The organism is Pelovirga terrestris (assembly GCF_014773365.1).
In the GTDB taxonomy this organism is placed as follows: domain Bacteria; phylum Desulfobacterota; class Desulfuromonadia; order Desulfuromonadales; family Geopsychrobacteraceae; genus Pelovirga; species Pelovirga terrestris.
On record NZ_JACWUN010000020.1, the window covers coordinates 26,825 to 44,100 of the forward strand.

19 protein-coding genes and 1 riboswitch are annotated in these 17,276 nt (G+C 53.5%); of the genes, 9 read left to right on the forward strand and 10 right to left on the reverse strand.

What is annotated here, in order from left to right; genetic code table 11:
- The first annotated feature begins 41 nt into the window (after nt 1–41).
- The 5 genes from ICT70_RS13845 (at nt 42) to ICT70_RS14990 (ending at nt 4,863) form a co-directional block, all read left to right on the forward strand.
- The gene (locus tag ICT70_RS13845; RefSeq protein ID WP_191157647.1) at nt 42–332 is read left to right on the forward strand and encodes a YkgJ family cysteine cluster protein; all 291 of its coding nucleotides are present in this window, start codon (nt 42–44) and stop codon (nt 330–332) included.
- 273 nt (nt 333–605) lie between these two features.
- Nucleotides 606–745, forward strand: a riboswitch (cyclic di-AMP (ydaO/yuaA leader).
- Between the two features lie 115 nt (nt 746–860).
- Nucleotides 861–2,213, forward strand: a complete 1,353-nt coding sequence (trkA, locus tag ICT70_RS13850) for a Trk system potassium transporter TrkA (RefSeq protein WP_191157649.1) — start codon at nt 861–863, stop codon at nt 2,211–2,213.
- A 1-nt stretch (nt 2,214) separates the two neighbouring features.
- Nucleotides 2,215–3,657, forward strand: coding sequence for a TrkH family potassium uptake protein (locus tag ICT70_RS13855; protein ID WP_191157651.1), 1,443 nt, complete (start codon nt 2,215–2,217; stop codon nt 3,655–3,657).
- A gap of 303 nt (nt 3,658–3,960) precedes the next feature.
- The gene (locus ICT70_RS13860) at nt 3,961–4,188 is read left to right on the forward strand and encodes a hypothetical protein (protein ID WP_191157653.1); all 228 of its coding nucleotides are present in this window, start codon (nt 3,961–3,963) and stop codon (nt 4,186–4,188) included.
- 27 nt (nt 4,189–4,215) lie between these two features.
- A complete protein-coding gene (locus tag ICT70_RS14990) occupies nt 4,216–4,863 on the forward strand; it encodes a response regulator (RefSeq protein ID WP_224747071.1) in 648 nt (215 codons plus the stop codon).
- Between the two features lie 118 nt (nt 4,864–4,981).
- Here the strand turns inward: ICT70_RS14990 and ICT70_RS13875 are convergent, their stop codons facing one another.
- The 3 genes from ICT70_RS13875 to ICT70_RS13885 form a co-directional block, all read right to left on the reverse strand.
- Nucleotides 4,982–5,218 carry a thioredoxin family protein gene (locus tag ICT70_RS13875; RefSeq protein ID WP_191157655.1) on the reverse strand — a complete coding sequence of 79 codons (237 nt, stop codon included), beginning with the start codon at nt 5,216–5,218 and terminating at the stop codon, nt 4,982–4,984.
- A 39-nt stretch (nt 5,219–5,257) separates the two neighbouring features.
- The gene (locus ICT70_RS13880; protein ID WP_191157657.1) at nt 5,258–6,577 is read right to left on the reverse strand and encodes a permease; all 1,320 of its coding nucleotides are present in this window, start codon (nt 6,575–6,577) and stop codon (nt 5,258–5,260) included.
- A 64-nt stretch (nt 6,578–6,641) separates the two neighbouring features.
- Nucleotides 6,642–6,974 carry an ArsR/SmtB family transcription factor gene (locus ICT70_RS13885; RefSeq protein ID WP_191157659.1) on the reverse strand — a complete coding sequence of 111 codons (333 nt, stop codon included), beginning with the start codon at nt 6,972–6,974 and terminating at the stop codon, nt 6,642–6,644.
- Nucleotides 6,975–7,072: 98 nt separating this feature from the next.
- On the opposite strand from ICT70_RS13885, the gene ICT70_RS13890 reads away from it, so the two are divergent.
- The 3 genes from ICT70_RS13890 to arsB are packed head-to-tail and all read left to right on the forward strand — an operon-like array spanning nt 7,073 to nt 8,944.
- Complete coding sequence (locus ICT70_RS13890; protein WP_191157661.1) at nt 7,073–7,414, forward strand: ArsR/SmtB family transcription factor; 342 nt, start codon at nt 7,073–7,075, stop codon at nt 7,412–7,414.
- A 51-nt stretch (nt 7,415–7,465) separates the two neighbouring features.
- The gene (locus ICT70_RS13895) at nt 7,466–7,888 is read left to right on the forward strand and encodes an arsenate reductase ArsC (RefSeq protein WP_191157662.1); all 423 of its coding nucleotides are present in this window, start codon (nt 7,466–7,468) and stop codon (nt 7,886–7,888) included.
- Between the two features lie 3 nt (nt 7,889–7,891).
- Nucleotides 7,892–8,944, forward strand: a complete 1,053-nt coding sequence (gene arsB, locus ICT70_RS13900) for an ACR3 family arsenite efflux transporter (protein ID WP_191157664.1) — start codon at nt 7,892–7,894, stop codon at nt 8,942–8,944.
- A 126-nt stretch (nt 8,945–9,070) separates the two neighbouring features.
- On the opposite strand, the gene ICT70_RS13905 is transcribed toward arsB, so the two are convergent.
- Both ICT70_RS13905 and ICT70_RS13910 read right to left on the reverse strand, forming a co-directional pair.
- Nucleotides 9,071–9,490, reverse strand: coding sequence for a DUF4019 domain-containing protein (locus ICT70_RS13905; RefSeq protein WP_191157666.1), 420 nt, complete (start codon nt 9,488–9,490; stop codon nt 9,071–9,073).
- Nucleotides 9,491–9,537: 47 nt separating this feature from the next.
- The gene (locus tag ICT70_RS13910) at nt 9,538–9,924 is read right to left on the reverse strand and encodes a response regulator (RefSeq protein ID WP_191157668.1); all 387 of its coding nucleotides are present in this window, start codon (nt 9,922–9,924) and stop codon (nt 9,538–9,540) included.
- A gap of 366 nt (nt 9,925–10,290) precedes the next feature.
- On the opposite strand from ICT70_RS13910, the gene ICT70_RS13915 reads away from it, so the two are divergent.
- The gene (locus tag ICT70_RS13915; RefSeq protein ID WP_191157670.1) at nt 10,291–12,381 is read left to right on the forward strand and encodes a HelD family protein; all 2,091 of its coding nucleotides are present in this window, start codon (nt 10,291–10,293) and stop codon (nt 12,379–12,381) included.
- A 26-nt stretch (nt 12,382–12,407) separates the two neighbouring features.
- Here the strand turns inward: ICT70_RS13915 and ICT70_RS13920 are convergent, their stop codons facing one another.
- The 5 genes from ICT70_RS13920 to ICT70_RS13940 form a co-directional block, all read right to left on the reverse strand.
- The gene (locus ICT70_RS13920; protein ID WP_191157672.1) at nt 12,408–12,752 is read right to left on the reverse strand and encodes a hypothetical protein; all 345 of its coding nucleotides are present in this window, start codon (nt 12,750–12,752) and stop codon (nt 12,408–12,410) included.
- A 172-nt stretch (nt 12,753–12,924) separates the two neighbouring features.
- Complete coding sequence (locus ICT70_RS13925; protein WP_191157674.1) at nt 12,925–14,730, reverse strand: AMP-dependent synthetase/ligase; 1,806 nt, start codon at nt 14,728–14,730, stop codon at nt 12,925–12,927.
- Complete coding sequence (locus ICT70_RS13930) at nt 14,714–16,774, reverse strand: 3-hydroxyacyl-CoA dehydrogenase NAD-binding domain-containing protein (protein WP_191157676.1); 2,061 nt, start codon at nt 16,772–16,774, stop codon at nt 14,714–14,716. Before ICT70_RS13930 ends, ICT70_RS13925 begins: the two co-directional genes overlap by 17 nt.
- Nucleotides 16,764–16,913, reverse strand: coding sequence for a hypothetical protein (locus ICT70_RS13935; RefSeq protein WP_272977246.1), 150 nt, complete (start codon nt 16,911–16,913; stop codon nt 16,764–16,766). The genes ICT70_RS13930 and ICT70_RS13935 overlap by 11 nt, the downstream gene beginning before the upstream one ends.
- Nucleotides 16,914–17,051: 138 nt before the next feature.
- A complete protein-coding gene (locus tag ICT70_RS13940) occupies nt 17,052–17,225 on the reverse strand; it encodes a hypothetical protein (protein ID WP_191157678.1) in 174 nt (57 codons plus the stop codon).
- Nucleotides 17,226–17,276 lie beyond the last annotated feature (51 nt).

Genomic DNA, 17,276 nt, shown 5'->3' on the forward strand with positions numbered 1-17,276 from the left:
CATAGCCAAACGTGGGCAACATCACTACAAAAAAGGAAACTATGACAAACGAAGCTACACCCTTGCCTGACACCACAGCGACATGTGCATTCTGTGATGCATGCTGTTGTCGCCAAGAAGCAATGCTCTTTAACGATACTGAAGTACCTGATCAATTTATTGAGCTAGGTACGCGGGGGGAGATGAGCATGGCGAGGTTAGAAGATGGTTGGTGTGCCGCCCTGGACCGAAATACCATGAGTTGTACGATCTACGAGATACGTCCATGGATATGCCGTGAATTTGAAATGGGAGGGTACGAGTGTCTTGCCGCACGAGCCGCTAATCTTTAGATAGCGTCGGCCGCTGCGCTGCCCATTCACCAAGGGTCAGGCCCTCGGCAGCTTCCCCGCCACGGACAACGATTTCGTTACCCTCACCGGCAGCCACTTCCACAGCCCCGGGATACGCCCGCTCGTTTCTTTTGTCACACTACCGAAGAGGAAAACATCTCCAACGAAAGAATCCCACCAAGAGTGTCGAGTAAACAGATGAAAAGGCCGCGTTACCTCGATCATCCGTCTTGACAATATGGTAGCAGCAGGAGCAAGATCGGCCCACGCAGCCTGGACCTGGTGCCGACAAACAGGTGCGGGGGAACCATTTTTTGGGGCGAACGTTCCAACCATCTTTTTGCCGTGAGAAAACAGGACGCTTTCAAGTCCGAGCCGGTCAGCTAACCTCGTCGGCATTTGAAAGGGCAGGCCGCAATGCCGGCCAACACCGATGTTCTCCCGGTGTTTTGCCCTGAAGAATGACATCTTGTGCCTCCTCGCAAATGATCGAAGGCTGGGTTCGGGATTAAATTTCAGGAGGCTTGCGTGAAAATTCTCATTGTTGGCAGTGGCCAAGTCGGTTATTTTTTGTGTGAACGTTTCTCGCGGGAAGGACATGAGGTCACCCTCGTCGATCATGATCAGGAAGCGGTTGATCAGGCGCAGGATCGTCTCAATGTGCTGGGTGTAGTCGGCAACGGAGCCAGTGCGGAAGTCCTCGAACAAGCGGGGATCAAAAACGCCGATATTTTTATTGCGGTCACCAATACCGATGAAGTTAATATCCTTGCTTGTCTACTGGCGCGGGAATATCAGGCCAAGACTCTCATCGCCAGAACCAGAAACATCGAATTTACTCACCACAAAGCTATTCTCTCAAAAGAAAAGCTCGGCATTGATCTGCTCATCAATCCGGAAAATGCTGTAGCCGAGGAGTTGTCAAAGCTTGCCTGTAACTCCAAGGCCTTCGACGTCGTCGAATTTGCCGATGGTGCCATTCTCTTTCAAGGTTACCGGATCGATGACAACAGCCCTTTATGTAACCTCACCATGGCCGAACTGGGTGATTTGCGCGGCATGTATCGCTTTGTTATTGCCGCCATTACTCGCGGAGACATCACCATCATCCCCCACGGTGAGGACAGTATCCAGGCCGGTGACCGCATCTATATCTTTGCTCTGACAAAAGAGCTGCCGGCGTTGAACTATCTGCTGCAGTCTGCCTCAGACCAGCATAAAACCTCGCGGCGCGCTTTTGTTTTAGGTGGTGGGCGGGTTGGACTGCAGGTAACAAAAAACCTCGAACGGGAACACTTTTACACCAAACTGATTGAACGTGATGAGGTGCGCTGCAATAAACTAGCTGAGCAGCTTGATAAAGCGGTTGTCATTCATGCTGAGGGGCTGGATGTCCAGACCCTGCTTGATGAAGGACTGGAGGATGCCGGGGTGTTTATCGCTGTTACCGATAACGATCAAACCAATATCCTCACCTGTCTGCTGGCACGCCAGCATCGGGTACAGCGTACCCTGGCTCTGGTGAGTCAACCCGAACTGATCGCCCTGGCGTCCGACCTTGGCATTGACGCCTGCATATCACCGCGCCTGGCTGCTGCCGGTGCAATCCTCAAATTTGTGCGCCGCGGCGATATTCTTTCCATGGTTGCCCTCGAAGGCAACAATGCTGAGGTTCTTGAGATTGACATCAGCCACAGCAGTGGCCTGTTTGAAAAACCCTTGACCGAATTGCATTTCCCCCGCGGGGCGATCATCGGCATGATTATTCGCGGCGGGCATTACGAAATACCCGCCGGCACCAGCGTCCTCAAAAAGGGGGACCGGGTGATTGTCTTTGCCTTGCCGGAGGCGGTAAGCAAGGTGGAAAGGTTTTTCAGCTGAGATGAATCTGATCCTGACCTTTCGCCTGCTCGGCGGCCTGCTGTTGTTTCTTGCCGTTGCCCTGCTACTGCCCCTGCCGTTCTCCTACTATTACGCTGATGGTGCCTGGTCGGCCTTTGTTTTTGCGGCATTCGTCTGTGGCGGTGTCGGTGCTGCTCTATTTTACAGCTGCCGCAGCAGTAAAGAGATGTCTCTGCGCGAAGGGTTTGCCATTGTTACCCTGGGGTGGAGCACCTTTGCCCTGTTCGGTGCTTTGCCTTATCTGTTCTCCGGGGCCATCAGCGCCCCTCTTGATGCTGTTTTTGAAACCATGAGCGGCTTTACCACCACCGGCGCCACCATCCTGACCGACATCGAAATCGTACCCGAAAGCCTGCTGTTCTGGCGTGCTCTGACCCAGTGGCTCGGTGGTATGGGGTTCATTGTGCTGTCCCTGGCCATTCTGCCGCTGATGGGGGTTGGCGGCATGCAGCTGTTCAAGGCTGAGATGCCGGGGCCGACAGCGGATCGGCTCAAACCGCGCATCCAGGATACCGCCAAACTGCTGTGGGGGATCTATGTGATGTTGACGGGGGTGCTGATCATCCTGTTGATGTTCGGCGGCATGAATTTCTTTGATGCCCTCTGTCATGCCTTCGCCACCCTGGCGACCGGTGGTTTTTCACCACGCAATACCTCGGTCGGAGCCTACAATAGTGCCTATATCGATTGGGTGATTTCCCTGTTTATGTTTCTGGCGGCGATCAACTTCTCCCTCTATTACCTGGCATTGCGCGGACGTTTGCGCGATTTTTACCGCAACGAAGAGCTGCGGATTTATCTGGCGTTGGTGGTTGGTCTTATCCTGTTGGTGATGTGGTCCAATCATGGCGCGGTCTACACCTCTATCGTTGACAACTTACGTTTTAGTGTTTTTCAGGTGACTTCCATCATCAGCACCACCGGCTTTGGTACCGCTGACTATGGCCAGTGGCCGGCGGCCTCCCAGCTGCTGCTCTTTTTTGCCATGGTGGTCGGTGGTTGTGCCGGCTCAACGGCCGGTGGTATCAAGGTTGCCCGCCTGCTGCTGCTCTTCAAGCATGCCCAGGTCCAGATTTACCGCCTGATCCACCCGCGTGCGATACGCCTGGTCAAGCTCGGGACCAAGCCGGTTGATCGTGATGTCATGCACTCGATCCTCGGATTTTTTGCCGTCTGGATGGGGGTTTTCTTTATCGCTACCCTCTTAATGGCGGCAGCAGGGCTCGATATGCTTTCAGCGGCAGGCTCGGTCGTCGCCACCCTGGGAGTCGTTGGCCCCGGCTTCGGCAGTGTTGGACCGGTGGAGAATTATGCCTACATCGTACCTTTTGGCAAAACGGTACTCATCCTCTGTATGCTGCTGGGACGTCTGGAGCTGTTTACTGTCCTGGTGCTTTTCGTGCCGTCCCTCTGGCATAAATAAAATATCTGTGTGTAAAAAACCCATCTGAAAATTTTATACAGTTATTATCCCTCGCTATATCAGTATCTTAGACTCTATAACCGACGTTGGTAGCGGAGCTTAAGCGTCCCACCTGTATAATTTTCCTATCTATCTCCGGTCTTCTCCCTGCTGTTGATATCGTCGATGTGAAAGTTATTTGCTCAATATTATTAGGGTGTTATGGACTATAGCCGGCTTTTTTGTGATGTTGGCACGCTCTTCGCTATATAGCATGTCAACACATACACCTGCTGATCATCAGCATCGTCATAGGAGGACGCCATGAAAACCACATTACGTAATACCCTGATCGCCCTGTTGACCTTTTCTTCTTCTGCTTTTGCCACCAGTGGCACCGGTGCCGGCGAGGGAAGTCTGCTGGTCGCCTTGTTCTTCGGTTTCTTTGCTGTGATCATCGTGTTCCAGCTGGTTCCTGCGACCCTGATGCTGGTCGGTATCCTCAGGGGCCTGTTTGGTCGTGATCGCGAAGCCGTTAAGGTGAAAAACTAATTGTATTACAGCCAGAGGACAACGACCATGCGTGGATTACTGATCGCCAACAAAGATACTCAGGCCCGCAATCGCCTGGCGGAACTGTTCAGCGCCGACCACTACCAGGTCGCGACAACAGATTCAGTTGCCAATGCCCTTGAGGCGATTATCAACAAAGAGATCCAGGTGGTGGTGCTGGATGGACAGATCGACCAGCACAACATGGTCCGCCTGGTGCCGTTACTGAAAAAGTGTAATCGTCATCTGTCGATTATCCTGATCAGTGATGAGTTGCCTCTGGAGTTGATGCGCCGGATTCGTCAGGAAGGGATTTTTTATCATGCACTGAAAACCAGCGGGGTCGAGGATAGTGAAGAAATCCTTACCGTGGTTCAACGTGCCTTTGCCAAATATGAGGAAGTGACCGCGATCGGTGCTTCCCGACCAAAGGAGAAAATCATGTTCAACGCAAAATCACTTATTTCAACTGTCGCCGTGATGTTTCTACTCGCTTCCCCTGCGTTTGCGGTTGATACCGCAGTGACTTACAGCAGCGGTTTGCTGGTGCTGTTATTCGTCGGCTTCTGTGCCCTGATTATTGTCGCACAATTGGTACCGGCGGTGTTGGTGCTGTTCGGTATGACCAAAGCTGCCGCTCAAAGCTCGCGTAAAACGGCTGCTGCTAAAAACTAATTCACTTCTATAGCTTTTCAAACAGCACCGGGGAGACCGCTACATAGCAGTCTCCCCGGTGCTGTTTGAATTGAATGTAATTATCAGCCTGAGAAAAGATGAAATGGCACAGCAAACACTAGTGTTTCAAATGGGCGGCAATCTGTTCAACTGAGAGCAGTTTGCCCTGGGAAATAACCTTGCCGTCGATAACCAGACCGGGGGTAGTCATAACGCCGAAGGCCATGATGTCATTCAGTTGAGTGACCTTTTCCAATTCTACGTCGACACCGACAGCTTGTGCTGCGGCCTGTGCATTTGCTGTGAGATCGTTACATTTTTTGCAGCCGGTTCCGAGGATCTGGATTTTTTTCATTACGTTACTCCTTGTTCGCTGTGGTTAGTTGGGCGCCTTTCAGGGGAAGAGGTGTCCGTAGATCAAGCCGCTGATGGTTGCCATGATGACCACCAGGGTGACAAAGGTGGCGGTTTTTTTAATCCCCATAACACTGTTGATAACCAGCATGTTGGGCAAGCTCAAAGCCGGACCGGCCAGCAGCAGTGCCAAAGCCGGGCCGTTACCCATACCCGAACCGATCAGCCCTTGCAGGATGGGAACTTCCGTCAGCGTGGCAAAATACATAAAGGCGCCGACAACCGAGGCGAACAGGTTGGCCCACAGGGAGTTCCCGCCCACCAATCCGGCAATCCAGGAGGAAGGAATCAGCCCCTCATTGCCCGGGCGTCCCAGAAGGGCGCCGGCAATAAGGACACCGAAAAACAGCAGGGGCATGATTTTTTTGGCAAAATCCCAGCTGTTGGCCGACCAGTCGCGTAGTTCATCGGTTTCACTGCGATCCAGGGTGGTCAACAGTGACAGGCCGATCACCCCGACCACAAAGGGAACCAGCGGATCTTCAGGCCAGATCAGTGCCGCAATCATAACAGCCGCTGCGGCTATCAGCATTTTGAGCTTGTCGACCCCAAACCACAGGACCAGAATGACCGCCAGCATAATTGAGAAGAAACTGGTCAGATACCACTTAGATGAATATATTGTTGCCCAAATCCCATTGCTTTCACCGGAACTGCCCCAGTTAGCGAAGACCAGAATACCGACCATGCTGCTGAAGTACAGGGCGTTTTGCCACAAGGGACGACTGACTTCAGCGTCCGGCATGGCAGCGGCATCAATCCGCTGCTCATCGTCCTTGCGGAAGATAAACTGCATCAACAGGCCGATAACCACAGCAAAAACGATGGCACCGATAGCACGAGCGATCCCCATTTGTGGACCCAGAACCGCACCGGTTAACACAATCGCCAGGATGTTCACCGCCGGTCCGGAATACAAAAAAGCACAGGCTGGACCCAGGCCCGCGCCCATACGGTAAATACCGGCGAAGAGGGGAAGAATCGTACAGGAACAGACGGCCAGCAGGGTCCCGGAGACCGAGGCGACCCCATAGGCCGTGACTTTATTGGACTTTGGTCCAAGGTATTTCATCACCGCGGCCTGGCTGATAAACACCGCGACGGCACCGGCGATGAAAAAAGCCGGGATCAGACACAGGATGACGTGCTCCTGAGCATACCAGCGCACCAGATAGAGAGCTTCCCAGAGGGCTGCTTCTACCCGACCGCTGCTTTTCAGCCATTCGACCGGCAGGTAAACGCAGAGGATAAAAACCCCGATAATAATCGCCAGGATTTTCAGTTCAGCAACAGGTTTCACCTAGACGCTCCATTTTTGCTATTTGGCAAAAAAGCCAAATAGCAACGAAAAAAAATACTCTTACTTATTGACGTAACGCCTCATCGCGCTGCGAATCCAGAACCGACTCGACGCACCCGAAAAAATTGAGGATACAGTGAACCTTCAAACGGTAGAACACCTGGTTGCGGCGCTTGTCGTCTACCACAATTCCAGCCTCGCGCAGCACTGTAAGATGTTTGGATACGGTGGAAACATCTGCGCCGATCATTGCGGTCAGGTCACAGACACAGCGCTCCCCTTTTTCCAGTTCCTCAACAATGAACAACCGGGTTGGGTGAGCTAATGCTTTGATCACCCTGGTGCGAGCCAGCAGTTGAGGTTTTTGTTGTTGGTATTTAGCTGACGTTGTTTGCATGTTTGGCAATATAGCCAAACAGATGATGAGGTCAAGATCTTTTTTAAAGGCAGAGCCCCTGCTTGACATATATCCGCATGAGCGGATATATTAAGCCCATGAAAAACGTTGCCTCCATTTTCAAAGCCCTCTCGGATGAAACCCGTTTGCGAATTCTGGCGTTACTAAGCAACGGCGAACTTTGCGTCTGTGATCTGATGGCAGCGCTGGAAGTGCCGCAGTCGACGGTATCGCGACATCTGGCCTATCTGCGCAATGCTGGTCTGGTGGATGATGAACGGCGCGGGGTTTGGATGTTTTATCGCCTCAAGCAAGCAAACGCACTGGGCGATGAACTGCTGCGCTTGTTGCTTGCAAAGCTGAATGAATCACATCAGGTTCACGCGGATCAGAGAGCGCTCAATCGTTTGTCCAGGTCTTCCGAAAAAAAATGCAGCTGAGTTTTTATGAAATACATTCGCTTATGCGGATAGAAAAAGGACTGTTTCCGAATGAAAAGGGTTCTATTTTTATGTACCGGCAACTCCTGTCGCAGCCAGATGGCCGATGGTCTGATCAATGATGATTTTGCCGGCCAGCTTGAAGCCTGCTCAGCCGGCACCGAACCACATGGTCTTAACCCCAAGGCGGTCGAGGTGATGGCAGAAATCGGGATCGATATCTCTGCCAACAGTTCGGATCATATCAGTAAATATGAAGGGCAGAACTTTGACTATGTCATTACCCTGTGTGGTGATGCCAATGACAAGTGTCCGCTGTTTTTTGGCGGCGTTAAAAGGAACCATATCGGTTTTGACGATCCGCCCAAGGCGACCGGCAGTGAAGAAGAAGTGATGAATGTCTACCGCCGGGTCCGGGACGAGATACGCATCCAACTGGGTGATTATTTTCGTAACCAACTGGCAGGGAGTTAAAGCATGACAAAACAAAGGCTGGAAGGGATCAGTTTTTTCGAGAAGAACCTGACGCTCTGGGTGGTCCTGTGCATGGTTGTCGGGGTCCTGATCGGTAAATTTCTTCCCGAGGTTCCGGAAACATTGAGCAGGTTTGAATATGCAAAGGTTTCCATTCCGATTGCCGTACTGATCTGGCTGATGATCTACCCGATGATGATGAAGGTTGATTTTGCCAGCGTGAAAGATGTCGGTCGAAACCCCACCGGACTCTATGTCACCTGGATTGCCAACTGGCTGATCAAGCCGTTTTCCATGTTCGGGATTGCCGCTTTCTTTTTCTATGTCGTGTTCAGTGCCTTTATTCCACCGGATCTGGCGAAGCAATATCTGGCCGGCGCGGTGATCCTCGGAGCTGCACCCTGCACTGCCATGGTCTTTGTCTGGAGTCATTTGACCCGCGGCAATCCCGCCTATACAGTGGTTCAGGTCGCCACCAACGACCTGATCATCCTGATCGCTTTCACTCCCATCGTCGCTTTGCTCCTCGGGATCGGCGGCATCAGCATTCCCTGGGATACCCTGTTTCTCTCAGTGGTGCTGTTTGTTGTAATTCCTCTGGCTGGCGGTTCCGCCACCCGCCATTATGTGATCAAGCACAAGGGGAAGGATTATTTTATCAACACCTTTTTACCTAAATTCAGCAATATTACCATCGGTGGATTGTTGCTGACCCTGGTGCTGATTTTTTCGTTTCAGGGAGAGGTGATTCTCAGTAATCCCTTTCATATTGTGCTGATCGCTATTCCGTTGATCCTCCAGACGATCTTTATCTTTTTTCTGGCTTATTTTGGCTGTTTGAAGTGCCGGTTGAGCCATGATATTGCCGCCCCGGCCGGGATGATCGGTGCCTCCAATTTTTTTGAACTGGCGGTTGCCGTCGCCATTACCCTGTTCGGTGCCGCCTCACCGGTGGTGCTGGTGACCATTGTCGGGGTGCTGGTGGAGGTGCCGTTGATGCTGGCATTGGTGAAATATGCCAATCGGACCCGCCACTGGTTTCCGGCGGATAATTGATCAGGGAGGCAGGCTGTCGGGTACGAAGATCAAGATAAGAGGTTTAAGTGCAAACGTTGCTGGTCGGCCAAGCCTTGACGGCCTGGCCGACCCCCGCCTCCCCGTTTGGAACAATTTATATCAAGCTCAGCGAATGCTGTAGTCAACTACCAGCCAGGCATCATCCTGGTGGCGCAGTAAAATGACTTCAGCAGCTTTGCTTTTGTACAAGGTACGCGCTTCAAACTGGACAATCAGATAATCACCATCAGGCAAACGCGGATAAATGCCGATCGAACGCAGGGCGGTCAACTGCCGTTGCTGAACCGGCCCCAACAACAGGTGGGTCTGCTCGATAGCGGCCACAAACTCCTGTTCACTCTGGGTCAGCCGCAGCAAGGGTGAGGCCTGGCTGTAGGCAGCACTGCTGTGGCCACTGTCGATCATCCGGGCAAAGCGTTTAGCCGCAGTAACGGCATCTGTCGAGAGCAGATCGCTGGAATGACCGATGGCAACGAAGACCAGGAGATAAATGCTGATGAGGATAACAATCGTCCGTTTTTTCATAACCCCTCCGTCTCCCGCTGGAAACATGTCGTTTAACTATTTCTGAGCTATTGTCCGGCATCCAGCCATTGGTAGATTTCGTCCACAGAGGCCGGTTTTTGGAAAATTTTACAGCCCAGTTGTTGGGCCTGATCGTACTCTTCGCTTGACCAACTTCCGGAAATGACAGCCCTGCGGTGTTTTGGCAGTTTGCAGCCGCTATCGGTAATCCACTGAATGAGCTCAAGCCCGCTCATGCCGGGCATCTGGTTATCAGTAATCAGGGCATCGGCGCAGACATTGCCGCCGCAGTGATCGCAGCGGTTTTCAGAGGCCACGTAGCGGACCGGATCGGCAAAAGCGGTCACCTGAAAATCCTGTTCCGTCAGGATTTCTGTCATCAGCTCACGGTACAGGCGGTTGTCCTCAAACAACAATACGACTTTTGGCGGCATTACAGACTCCTTTGATGACAGCAGGACAGTGTATGGGCCCTATTGTAACCACGATTTCTGAAAAATATCTGACTGGGAGGAAACCAGGCCTATTTATTCTCAGGGCTCTTCGTTACTTTGAGTGGGTAATGGTATAGTGAGTCACTAATTCCATTACCCGGAGGTTTACTGATTCATGCAACCTGAAACTCTTTTTGGTATGGCCCTTGGCATTGTTCCCCCTTGGACGTTACGAAGGGTACCTCGTCCAATATGAAGCGTATCTTCATGCCCCGTAACATGAGTTCAATGGCCTACCTCATTGCGGGTAAGCTCAAGCTCAACAGGCTCTATCCTCTACCCACTTGAAACGACGAAGAGTCACTTATGGCACACCAATTGACGTCAACATCCACAGATCCGCAAAGAGATGAACGCCTTCATCTTGAATATGTACAGAATCGTCTTGACGAAGCCATTAGCCGGATCGACACACGTCTTAAGCAATATCGACAGAACATTGAGGATCAGAAAAACTACCTGTGGGAAAGCAGGGCGGACATGGATCATGTGGAAAAAGTTACCACCCGCCAATCCATCGAGCAGATGGTGATGACCGGCGAAACGATTCTGGCCCAAAAACAGCAACTGCAGAAGTTGGCCCGTTCCCCCTATTTTGGGCGCTTTGATTTCATTGCCACCGCAGAGTCCCAGCCGGCTGGCTTTTATATTGGGGTCAACCATTTCTACAATGAAAGCACCAAGGAACACCTGATTTACGACTGGCGAGCACCGGTTGCCACGCTTTTTTATGACTTTGAAATCGGTCCGGCGGCGTACCAGTCCCCTTCCGGCAGAATTGAAGGCAATATCAGCTTAAAACGTCAATTTCGGATACGTGATGGCGCCATGGAGATGATGCTGGAAACGGATCTTCACATTGTCGATGATGTGCTGCAAAAAGAATTGGCCGGATCAGCTGATGCGGGCATGAAAAATATTGTGGCCACCATCCAGCGTGACCAGAATGCGATCATTCGCAACGAAGATGCCCCAACGCTGATTATTCAGGGTGTCGCTGGATCCGGCAAAACCTCCATAGCTCTGCATCGTATCGCATTTTTACTGTATCGTTTTAAAGAGTCGCTCAAATCTACCGACATTTTAATTATTTCGCCCAACAAGGTGTTTGCTGATTATATCGCCAATGTACTGCCCGAACTCGGGGAAGAATCTATAGCCGAAATCGGCATGGACGATTTAGCGCACAGCTTGCTCGACAACAAGGTTCCGTTCCAGACCTTTTTTGAGCAGACTTCCGTTCTTCTTGAAACCAATGACGAAAAGATAAAAGAACGTATCCAACATAAATCATCTGCTCAGTTTCTGAACAAACTTGGTGAATACGCTGACTATATTGAGAAAAGCCGCTTTTCTGCAGAGGATATTGTCGTTGTCGGACGTCCAGTGCCGGCCTGGTTTATTGAAAAACACTTCAGCCGCTATCGAGGTCTGCCGCCTGCTCAGCGGATTACCGAGGTTGTTAAGGCGGTCGAAGTCAATATGGGGATCTACTACAATGTTGACTTGAGCGCCGAAGACAGGCGTTTGGTACGGACAGCAATCAACAAAATGTGCCGGAAAAAAAGCCTCAACATTCTTTATAAGGAGTTTTTTGACTGGCTTGGCAGACCTGATCTTTTTGTTCAGGCGAAAGGGCGCAAACTCGAATATGCTGATGTTTTCCCGCTGATTTACCTGAAAATGCGCCTTGAGAACGTTGACAACCCGTACCGTGCCATCAAACACCTGGTCATTGACGAGATGCAGGATTATACGCCGGTGCAATTTGCCGTGCTCGCCCGCCTTTTCAATTGCCGCAAGACGATCCTTGGCGATGTAGCACAAGCGGTCAACCCTTACAGTGCCTCACAGCTTAAGGATATCGAGGGCGCATTCACCAATGCGACCTTGATGACCCTGACCAAAAGTTATCGCTCGACTTTGCAGATTATGGAATTTGCTCAGCAGATTTGCTTTAACCCGCAACTTATACCGATGAAACGCCATGGTGATGTACCGACAGTGCACCGGCTGGGGTCAGCAAAAGAAGAAATCACATGGCTGAAAACCTATGTGGCTGATTTTATCGCTTCTGAGCACAGCAGCCTGGGGGTTATCTGCAAAACCCAGAAACAGGCGCAACAAATTACCAATGCCTTAACAAAGAATGACATCGATGCGCGCTTACTTGACCCATCCAGCCAGGTCTTTTCAACCGGAATTATCGTCTGCACCGCCCACATGGCCAAAGGTTTGGAATTTGACCACGTTGTTATTCCCAGCGCCAACGCAACGATCTATCACACGGAAATGGATCGTAACATGCTTTATGTTGCCTGCACTCGTGCCATGCATCGGCTGATTTTGACCTATACCGGAGAGCCGTCGATATTTTTGACGTTGAGCGAGGAGTAAAGAGCGCACTCTTTACGAGATGCGGATCATGTATTTTTCTTTAGTAAATCTCTGATCTGATCCGGCAACGACAGGTCAGCATTGTAGCAGCCGATATCTTTCAACAATTCAACAATCTGTTGTCTTTCCGTTGTGAGAAGAGCAACTTCTGAGCGCTGACAGGATGCCGCATGGGCGTCACCGACATGACCGCATTCAGGGCAAACGTTTTGAGCAGAGAGCGGGGAAGGTGACATAGCGATCACATTGAAAAGCTCCTGTTCACTGTGGCAGCGATGACATCTCCCTTTGGTTTTAAAGCCGATATTGATACTGGCAGCCAGCATCCCGGCGCATTCGGCGCATACATCTTTCCCGATCCAGTTTTTCATTCTTCATACTCTTAAGTCAGTCGCCCAAAAGGCCATGACGTTGACAATGTTGATTTACGCAGCACAAACCGACTAGCTCGGAGAGTCCACAAAAACGTGACTATTCTATCTGGTGTTAGTAAAAGAGCTTACTTTCCATTCAAGGCTTAGATGTACCCTATGAGTCAGACCTTCAGTGACCCCGGTAGAGTTCGGCAATCTCCCTGTCAAAACGTGCTTCAATCTGTTGTCGCCGCAACTTCAACGTGGCCGATAACAGACCATCCGCAACCTCCCACGGTTGCTGACACACCAACACCCGACGCACCTGTGCATAGCCGGGGAAGGTACTCAGCCGTGCTGCGATGCGCTGCAACAACTCCTGTTCACACTGCGGACTCAAGCCCTCGTCCTGAGTCACAACCAGAGAGTGAGCACTGGCAAGCTGGTGCCAAATAGGTTGATTCAAAACGACCAGAGCGGTTAAAAATGGCCGCCCTTCGCCAATCACCATCACCTGTTCGAACAGGTGATCACCGGCGATTGCCTGCTCCATGTCGGACGGAGGAATCTTTTCGCCGTTGGACAACACGATGATTTCCTTACTGCGGCCGGTAATACTAATATGCCCACCGGACTCCAGCCTGGCAAGATCGCCCGTATGGAACCAGCCCTGGTGATCAATGACCTTGGCTGTTGCTTCAGCATTCTGCCAGTAGCCACCCATCAGGCTCGGACCACGAACCAATAATTCGTCCTGGGCAGAAATCTTCACCTCCACGCCCGGCAAGGGTTGACCGACCGTCTGTGGCAGGTTGTCTTCCAGCCGGTTGACCGCAACGACGGGGCTGGTTTCGGTCAAGCCGTAGCCTTGCAGAAGCGGAACACCAACGGCGAGAAAGACGCGGGCAATCTCCCGGCTCAAAGGTGCGCCACCGCTGATTGCCAACCGAAGACGGCCACCGAGGGCGGCGCGAACAGGACGTGCCACCAGTTGGTCGAGCACCGGCCAGAGCAGCAGATCGAGAGACCAGTCGCGACGTCCCTGCTGCATTTCGAACTTTCGCCAACCAATGGTGACGGTCAGATTGAACAGCTTGCGTTTCCAGACGGGCCCCTCAGCGAGCCGCGCATTGATACGTTGATGGAAGCGCTCGTAAATACGCGGCACCGAGACCAGCAGCGTAGGCCTGACCTCGCGCAGATCGTCGGCCAACCTTTCCAAAGAACGGACATGGGCAACGATGGCCCCGGCCATGATCGGCAGATAGTAGCCGACGGTACGTTCCAGCGTATGCGACAGGGGGAGAAAAGAGAGGAATAGATCGTCCGGGTAGACCGGCACGGCAAGCGCTCCGGCCCAAGTGTTAGCCAGAATGTTGGTGTGGGTCAGCATAACACCCTTTGGATTCCCTGTGGTCCCGGACGTGTAGACAATCGATGCCAGAGCCCCTCCACCCCTGCCTGGAAGCACATAATCGGTGGCCGTTTCCGGCAGCCAGTGATCAAGATCCACCAGGCGCAGATCACACTCATCCCCTTCACAGGCTGGAGTCAAAGAGACGATTCGTTGCAGGCTGCCGAGCCGATGATGCACCTCGGTAATCCCCTGCCAATGATCAACCCCTTCGATCAGCAGCAGCCGGGCTTGTGTCTGCTCGATAATGTAAGCAAAATTGTCCGGCCGGTCATTGACGTAGAGCGGCACCGTGACCAGCTCGAGACCGAGGGCGGCGAGATCAAAACCGATCCAGTCGAGACCGTTGCGCACCATAATCGCCACCCGGTCCCCGGGGGCCAATCCCTCGCCACGCAGGGCTTGTTGCCAGCGGCCAACCATGGTGTAGGCCTCCTGCCAGGAGATGTCGGTACAACAACGATCATCCAGGTCAAAACGCCGATAGGCGCAAGCCGATGGGGTGCGCCGCACTCGCTCGACAAAAAGACCAGGCAGGGTAACGGCTTGCTCGGGAGAGATGATGTCAATCGCCGCTGTCATGCTGTTTTTTCTCCTCTTGTGCAAGAGCGAACCAGCCATTATCGGGCGTGAAACGATCACCGTGCCGTTCGGTCAAGGCTTTGAGCCGCTCCAACAATGGGTTCACCCCCACGCTCTGGATATGCTGCATGGGCCCGCCACGGAACGGCGCGAAACCGGTGCCATAGATGACCCCGGCGTCGAGCAGGTCGGCATTCTCGACCACCTGTTCCCGCCGGCAGGCCACGGCCTCGTTAAGCAGGCGCAACACCAGTCGTTCACCAATCTCCGGCGGCACGCTTTGCGGTCCGCGCACCTTTCTTGCTTTGCCGCGATAAACGTAGAATCCCTGCCCGCTCTTGCGCCCGAGCTGACCGGCCGCGACCATTCTTTGCAACCGCTCCGGGACGTCGACCGGATAGTGGTTGGCGAGAATCCGTGCCACCGACAGACAGATATCGAGCCCGACCGTGTCGGCCAGGCGGATCGGTCCCATCGGCATACCGAAGTCGGTGGCGGCCTGATCGATAGTCTCGGGTGTGACCCCCTCTTCGACCAGTCGCACCGCTTCGAGCAGATAAGGCATAAGGATGCGGTTAACCAGAAAACCGGGAGAACTTTTCACCGGCAGCGGCAGGCGCTTGATTCCACGCACGAAGGCAGCGCCACGCGCCAGAGCTTCGGGATCGGATTGGGCCGCGCTGACCACTTCAACCAGTTGCATCTTGGCGACCGGGTTGAAAAAATGCAGTCCGATCAAACGTCCCGGGCGATCGAGGGCGGTTGCCAGTTCTTCCAGGGGGATACTGGAGGTATTGCTGGCGAGGATCGCCTCCGGTTTAAGCAGCGGTTCGATCTGCCGATAGAGTTCGCGTTTAGCGTCAGCATCTTCAAAGATCGCTTCAATCACCAGGTCGGCACGGCTTACGCCATGACCATCCGGGTCCGGCAGCAACCGGTCAACAGCGGCTTCAATTGCCCGACGGTCTTTGAGCTTTTTGGTAAACAGGGCCCGACCGCGCTGCACCACCTGGCCCAGCCGCTGCGGATCGACATCCTGAACAGTGACCAGCAGCCCCTGTAATGCACACCAGATGGCAATATCGCCTCCCATGATACCACCACCGACCACATGCACCCGCTGAAGGGGCGTGGTATCTTGCCGACCAGTCGCCTTGAGCTGTTCTTGCAACAGGAAAACCCGCACCAGGTTGCGCGCGCTGTCACTGACGATCAGCTCGGCGACCGAAGCGGCCTCGGCCGCGTAGTTGGCCGTTTCACTAGCCGAAAACCCCTGCCACAGATCGAGCAGGGCATAGGGGGCCGGGTAGTGGCGACGATCAGCCTTGCGCTCCAACGTGCGGCGCATCAGCTTCACCACCAGGTCGCGGACCAGCGGCAGTTCAGCCAGTCGTTCGCGCCAGGGTTTTCGGAAGGCCTTGGGCGGCTGTAGAGCAAGGGTGCGCGCGGCGCGCTCCAGGTGTCGTCCGGCGGTGACGGCGTTGACCAGGCCCAGCTTACGCGCCGCTTTGGCATTCACTGTGCGACCGGTCAACATCAACTCCAGGCCACTCAAGGGTCCGATCAGGCGCGTCAAACGCACCGTGCCGCCAAAGCCGGGGTGGATGCCGAGCTGCACCTCGGGCAGACCCAGGCGGGTCGCCGGGTCATCAGTAGCGATACGGTAGCGGCAGGCAAGCGCCAGTTCCAGGCCACCACCAAGGCAGAAACCATCAATCAGGGCCAGGGTCGGCAGCGGCAGCCTCTCGATACGACCAAGAATTGCCTGCCCTCGCTGGATCAACGCCAGAGCCTGATCCCGATCGGTAATCCGGGTAAATTCCCGCACATCGGCCCCGGCGATAAAACCATTGCCTTTGCCGGAACGAATCACCAGGGCTTTGGGCAATTTTTCCGCAAGAGCGCTCAGAACAGCATCCAGCTCCTCCACAACCTCCCCGGAGAGACTGTTGGTGCCGCTGTCGGCGCGATCCAGGGTCAACCAGGCGATGTCATCCTGGTCACGCTCCATGCGCCAATGGCGCCAGGGGGTCTCAGTACTCATCACGCACCTCCTCACAACGTTCCACCAACATCGCCCCACCCTGACCACCACCGATACAGATGGCCGCTATGCCGCGCCGAGCGTCTCTGGCATCGAGGATCTTGAGCAAATTCAGGACAATACGGGCACCACTGGCCATAAGCAACCAGGCACCCAACAGCCCCACTGTAGCCGGCGGCGGAAAAGGTCCCTGGCCCGCTTCTGGCCTTGATAAAGGGTGTGCGCAGACCGTCGACCAGGTACACCGCACGACCGGTCGCATAGGCTCCTTGTTGACTCATTGGTCACCTCCCTGCCGCAAGGTAGCGGAGGGGAAATCATCGACGCGTATCACTTCAGCACGGGCGGCATTGGCCTGCTCAACTTCTTGTGCCTCCTTGATAAAGGGTGTGCGCAGACCGTCGACCAGGTACACCGCACGACCGGTCGCATAGGCTCCTTGTTGACTCATTGGTCACCTCCCTGCCGCAAGGTAGCGGAGGGGAAATCATCGACGCGTATC

What these genes read in the sequence shown, in the direction of transcription:
- ICT70_RS13845 (WP_191157647.1), top strand. Translation starts at nt 42, where the DNA reads ATGACAAACGAAGCTACACCCTTGCCTGACACCACAGCGACATGTGCA.
- ICT70_RS13855 (WP_191157651.1), top strand. Translation starts at nt 2,215, where the DNA reads ATGAATCTGATCCTGACCTTTCGCCTGCTCGGCGGCCTGCTGTTGTTT.
- ICT70_RS13860 (WP_191157653.1), top strand. Translation starts at nt 3,961, where the DNA reads ATGAAAACCACATTACGTAATACCCTGATCGCCCTGTTGACCTTTTCT.
- ICT70_RS14990 (WP_224747071.1), top strand. Translation starts at nt 4,216, where the DNA reads ATGCGTGGATTACTGATCGCCAACAAAGATACTCAGGCCCGCAATCGC.
- ICT70_RS13875 (WP_191157655.1), bottom strand. Translation starts at nt 5,218, where the DNA reads ATGAAAAAAATCCAGATCCTCGGAACCGGCTGCAAAAAATGTAACGAT.
- ICT70_RS13885 (WP_191157659.1), bottom strand. Translation starts at nt 6,974, where the DNA reads ATGCAAACAACGTCAGCTAAATACCAACAACAAAAACCTCAACTGCTG.
- ICT70_RS13890 (WP_191157661.1), top strand. Translation starts at nt 7,073, where the DNA reads ATGAAAAACGTTGCCTCCATTTTCAAAGCCCTCTCGGATGAAACCCGT.
- ICT70_RS13895 (WP_191157662.1), top strand. Translation starts at nt 7,466, where the DNA reads ATGAAAAGGGTTCTATTTTTATGTACCGGCAACTCCTGTCGCAGCCAG.
- arsB (WP_191157664.1), top strand. Translation starts at nt 7,892, where the DNA reads ATGACAAAACAAAGGCTGGAAGGGATCAGTTTTTTCGAGAAGAACCTG.
- ICT70_RS13905 (WP_191157666.1), bottom strand. Translation starts at nt 9,490, where the DNA reads ATGAAAAAACGGACGATTGTTATCCTCATCAGCATTTATCTCCTGGTC.
- ICT70_RS13910 (WP_191157668.1), bottom strand. Translation starts at nt 9,924, where the DNA reads ATGCCGCCAAAAGTCGTATTGTTGTTTGAGGACAACCGCCTGTACCGT.
- ICT70_RS13915 (WP_191157670.1), top strand. Translation starts at nt 10,291, where the DNA reads ATGGCACACCAATTGACGTCAACATCCACAGATCCGCAAAGAGATGAA.
- ICT70_RS13920 (WP_191157672.1), bottom strand. Translation starts at nt 12,752, where the DNA reads ATGAAAAACTGGATCGGGAAAGATGTATGCGCCGAATGCGCCGGGATG.
- ICT70_RS13925 (WP_191157674.1), bottom strand. Translation starts at nt 14,730, where the DNA reads ATGACAGCGGCGATTGACATCATCTCTCCCGAGCAAGCCGTTACCCTG.
- ICT70_RS13930 (WP_191157676.1), bottom strand. Translation starts at nt 16,774, where the DNA reads ATGAGTACTGAGACCCCCTGGCGCCATTGGCGCATGGAGCGTGACCAG.
- ICT70_RS13935 (WP_272977246.1), bottom strand. Translation starts at nt 16,913, where the DNA reads ATGGCCAGTGGTGCCCGTATTGTCCTGAATTTGCTCAAGATCCTCGAT.
- ICT70_RS13940 (WP_191157678.1), bottom strand. Translation starts at nt 17,225, where the DNA reads ATGAGTCAACAAGGAGCCTATGCGACCGGTCGTGCGGTGTACCTGGTC.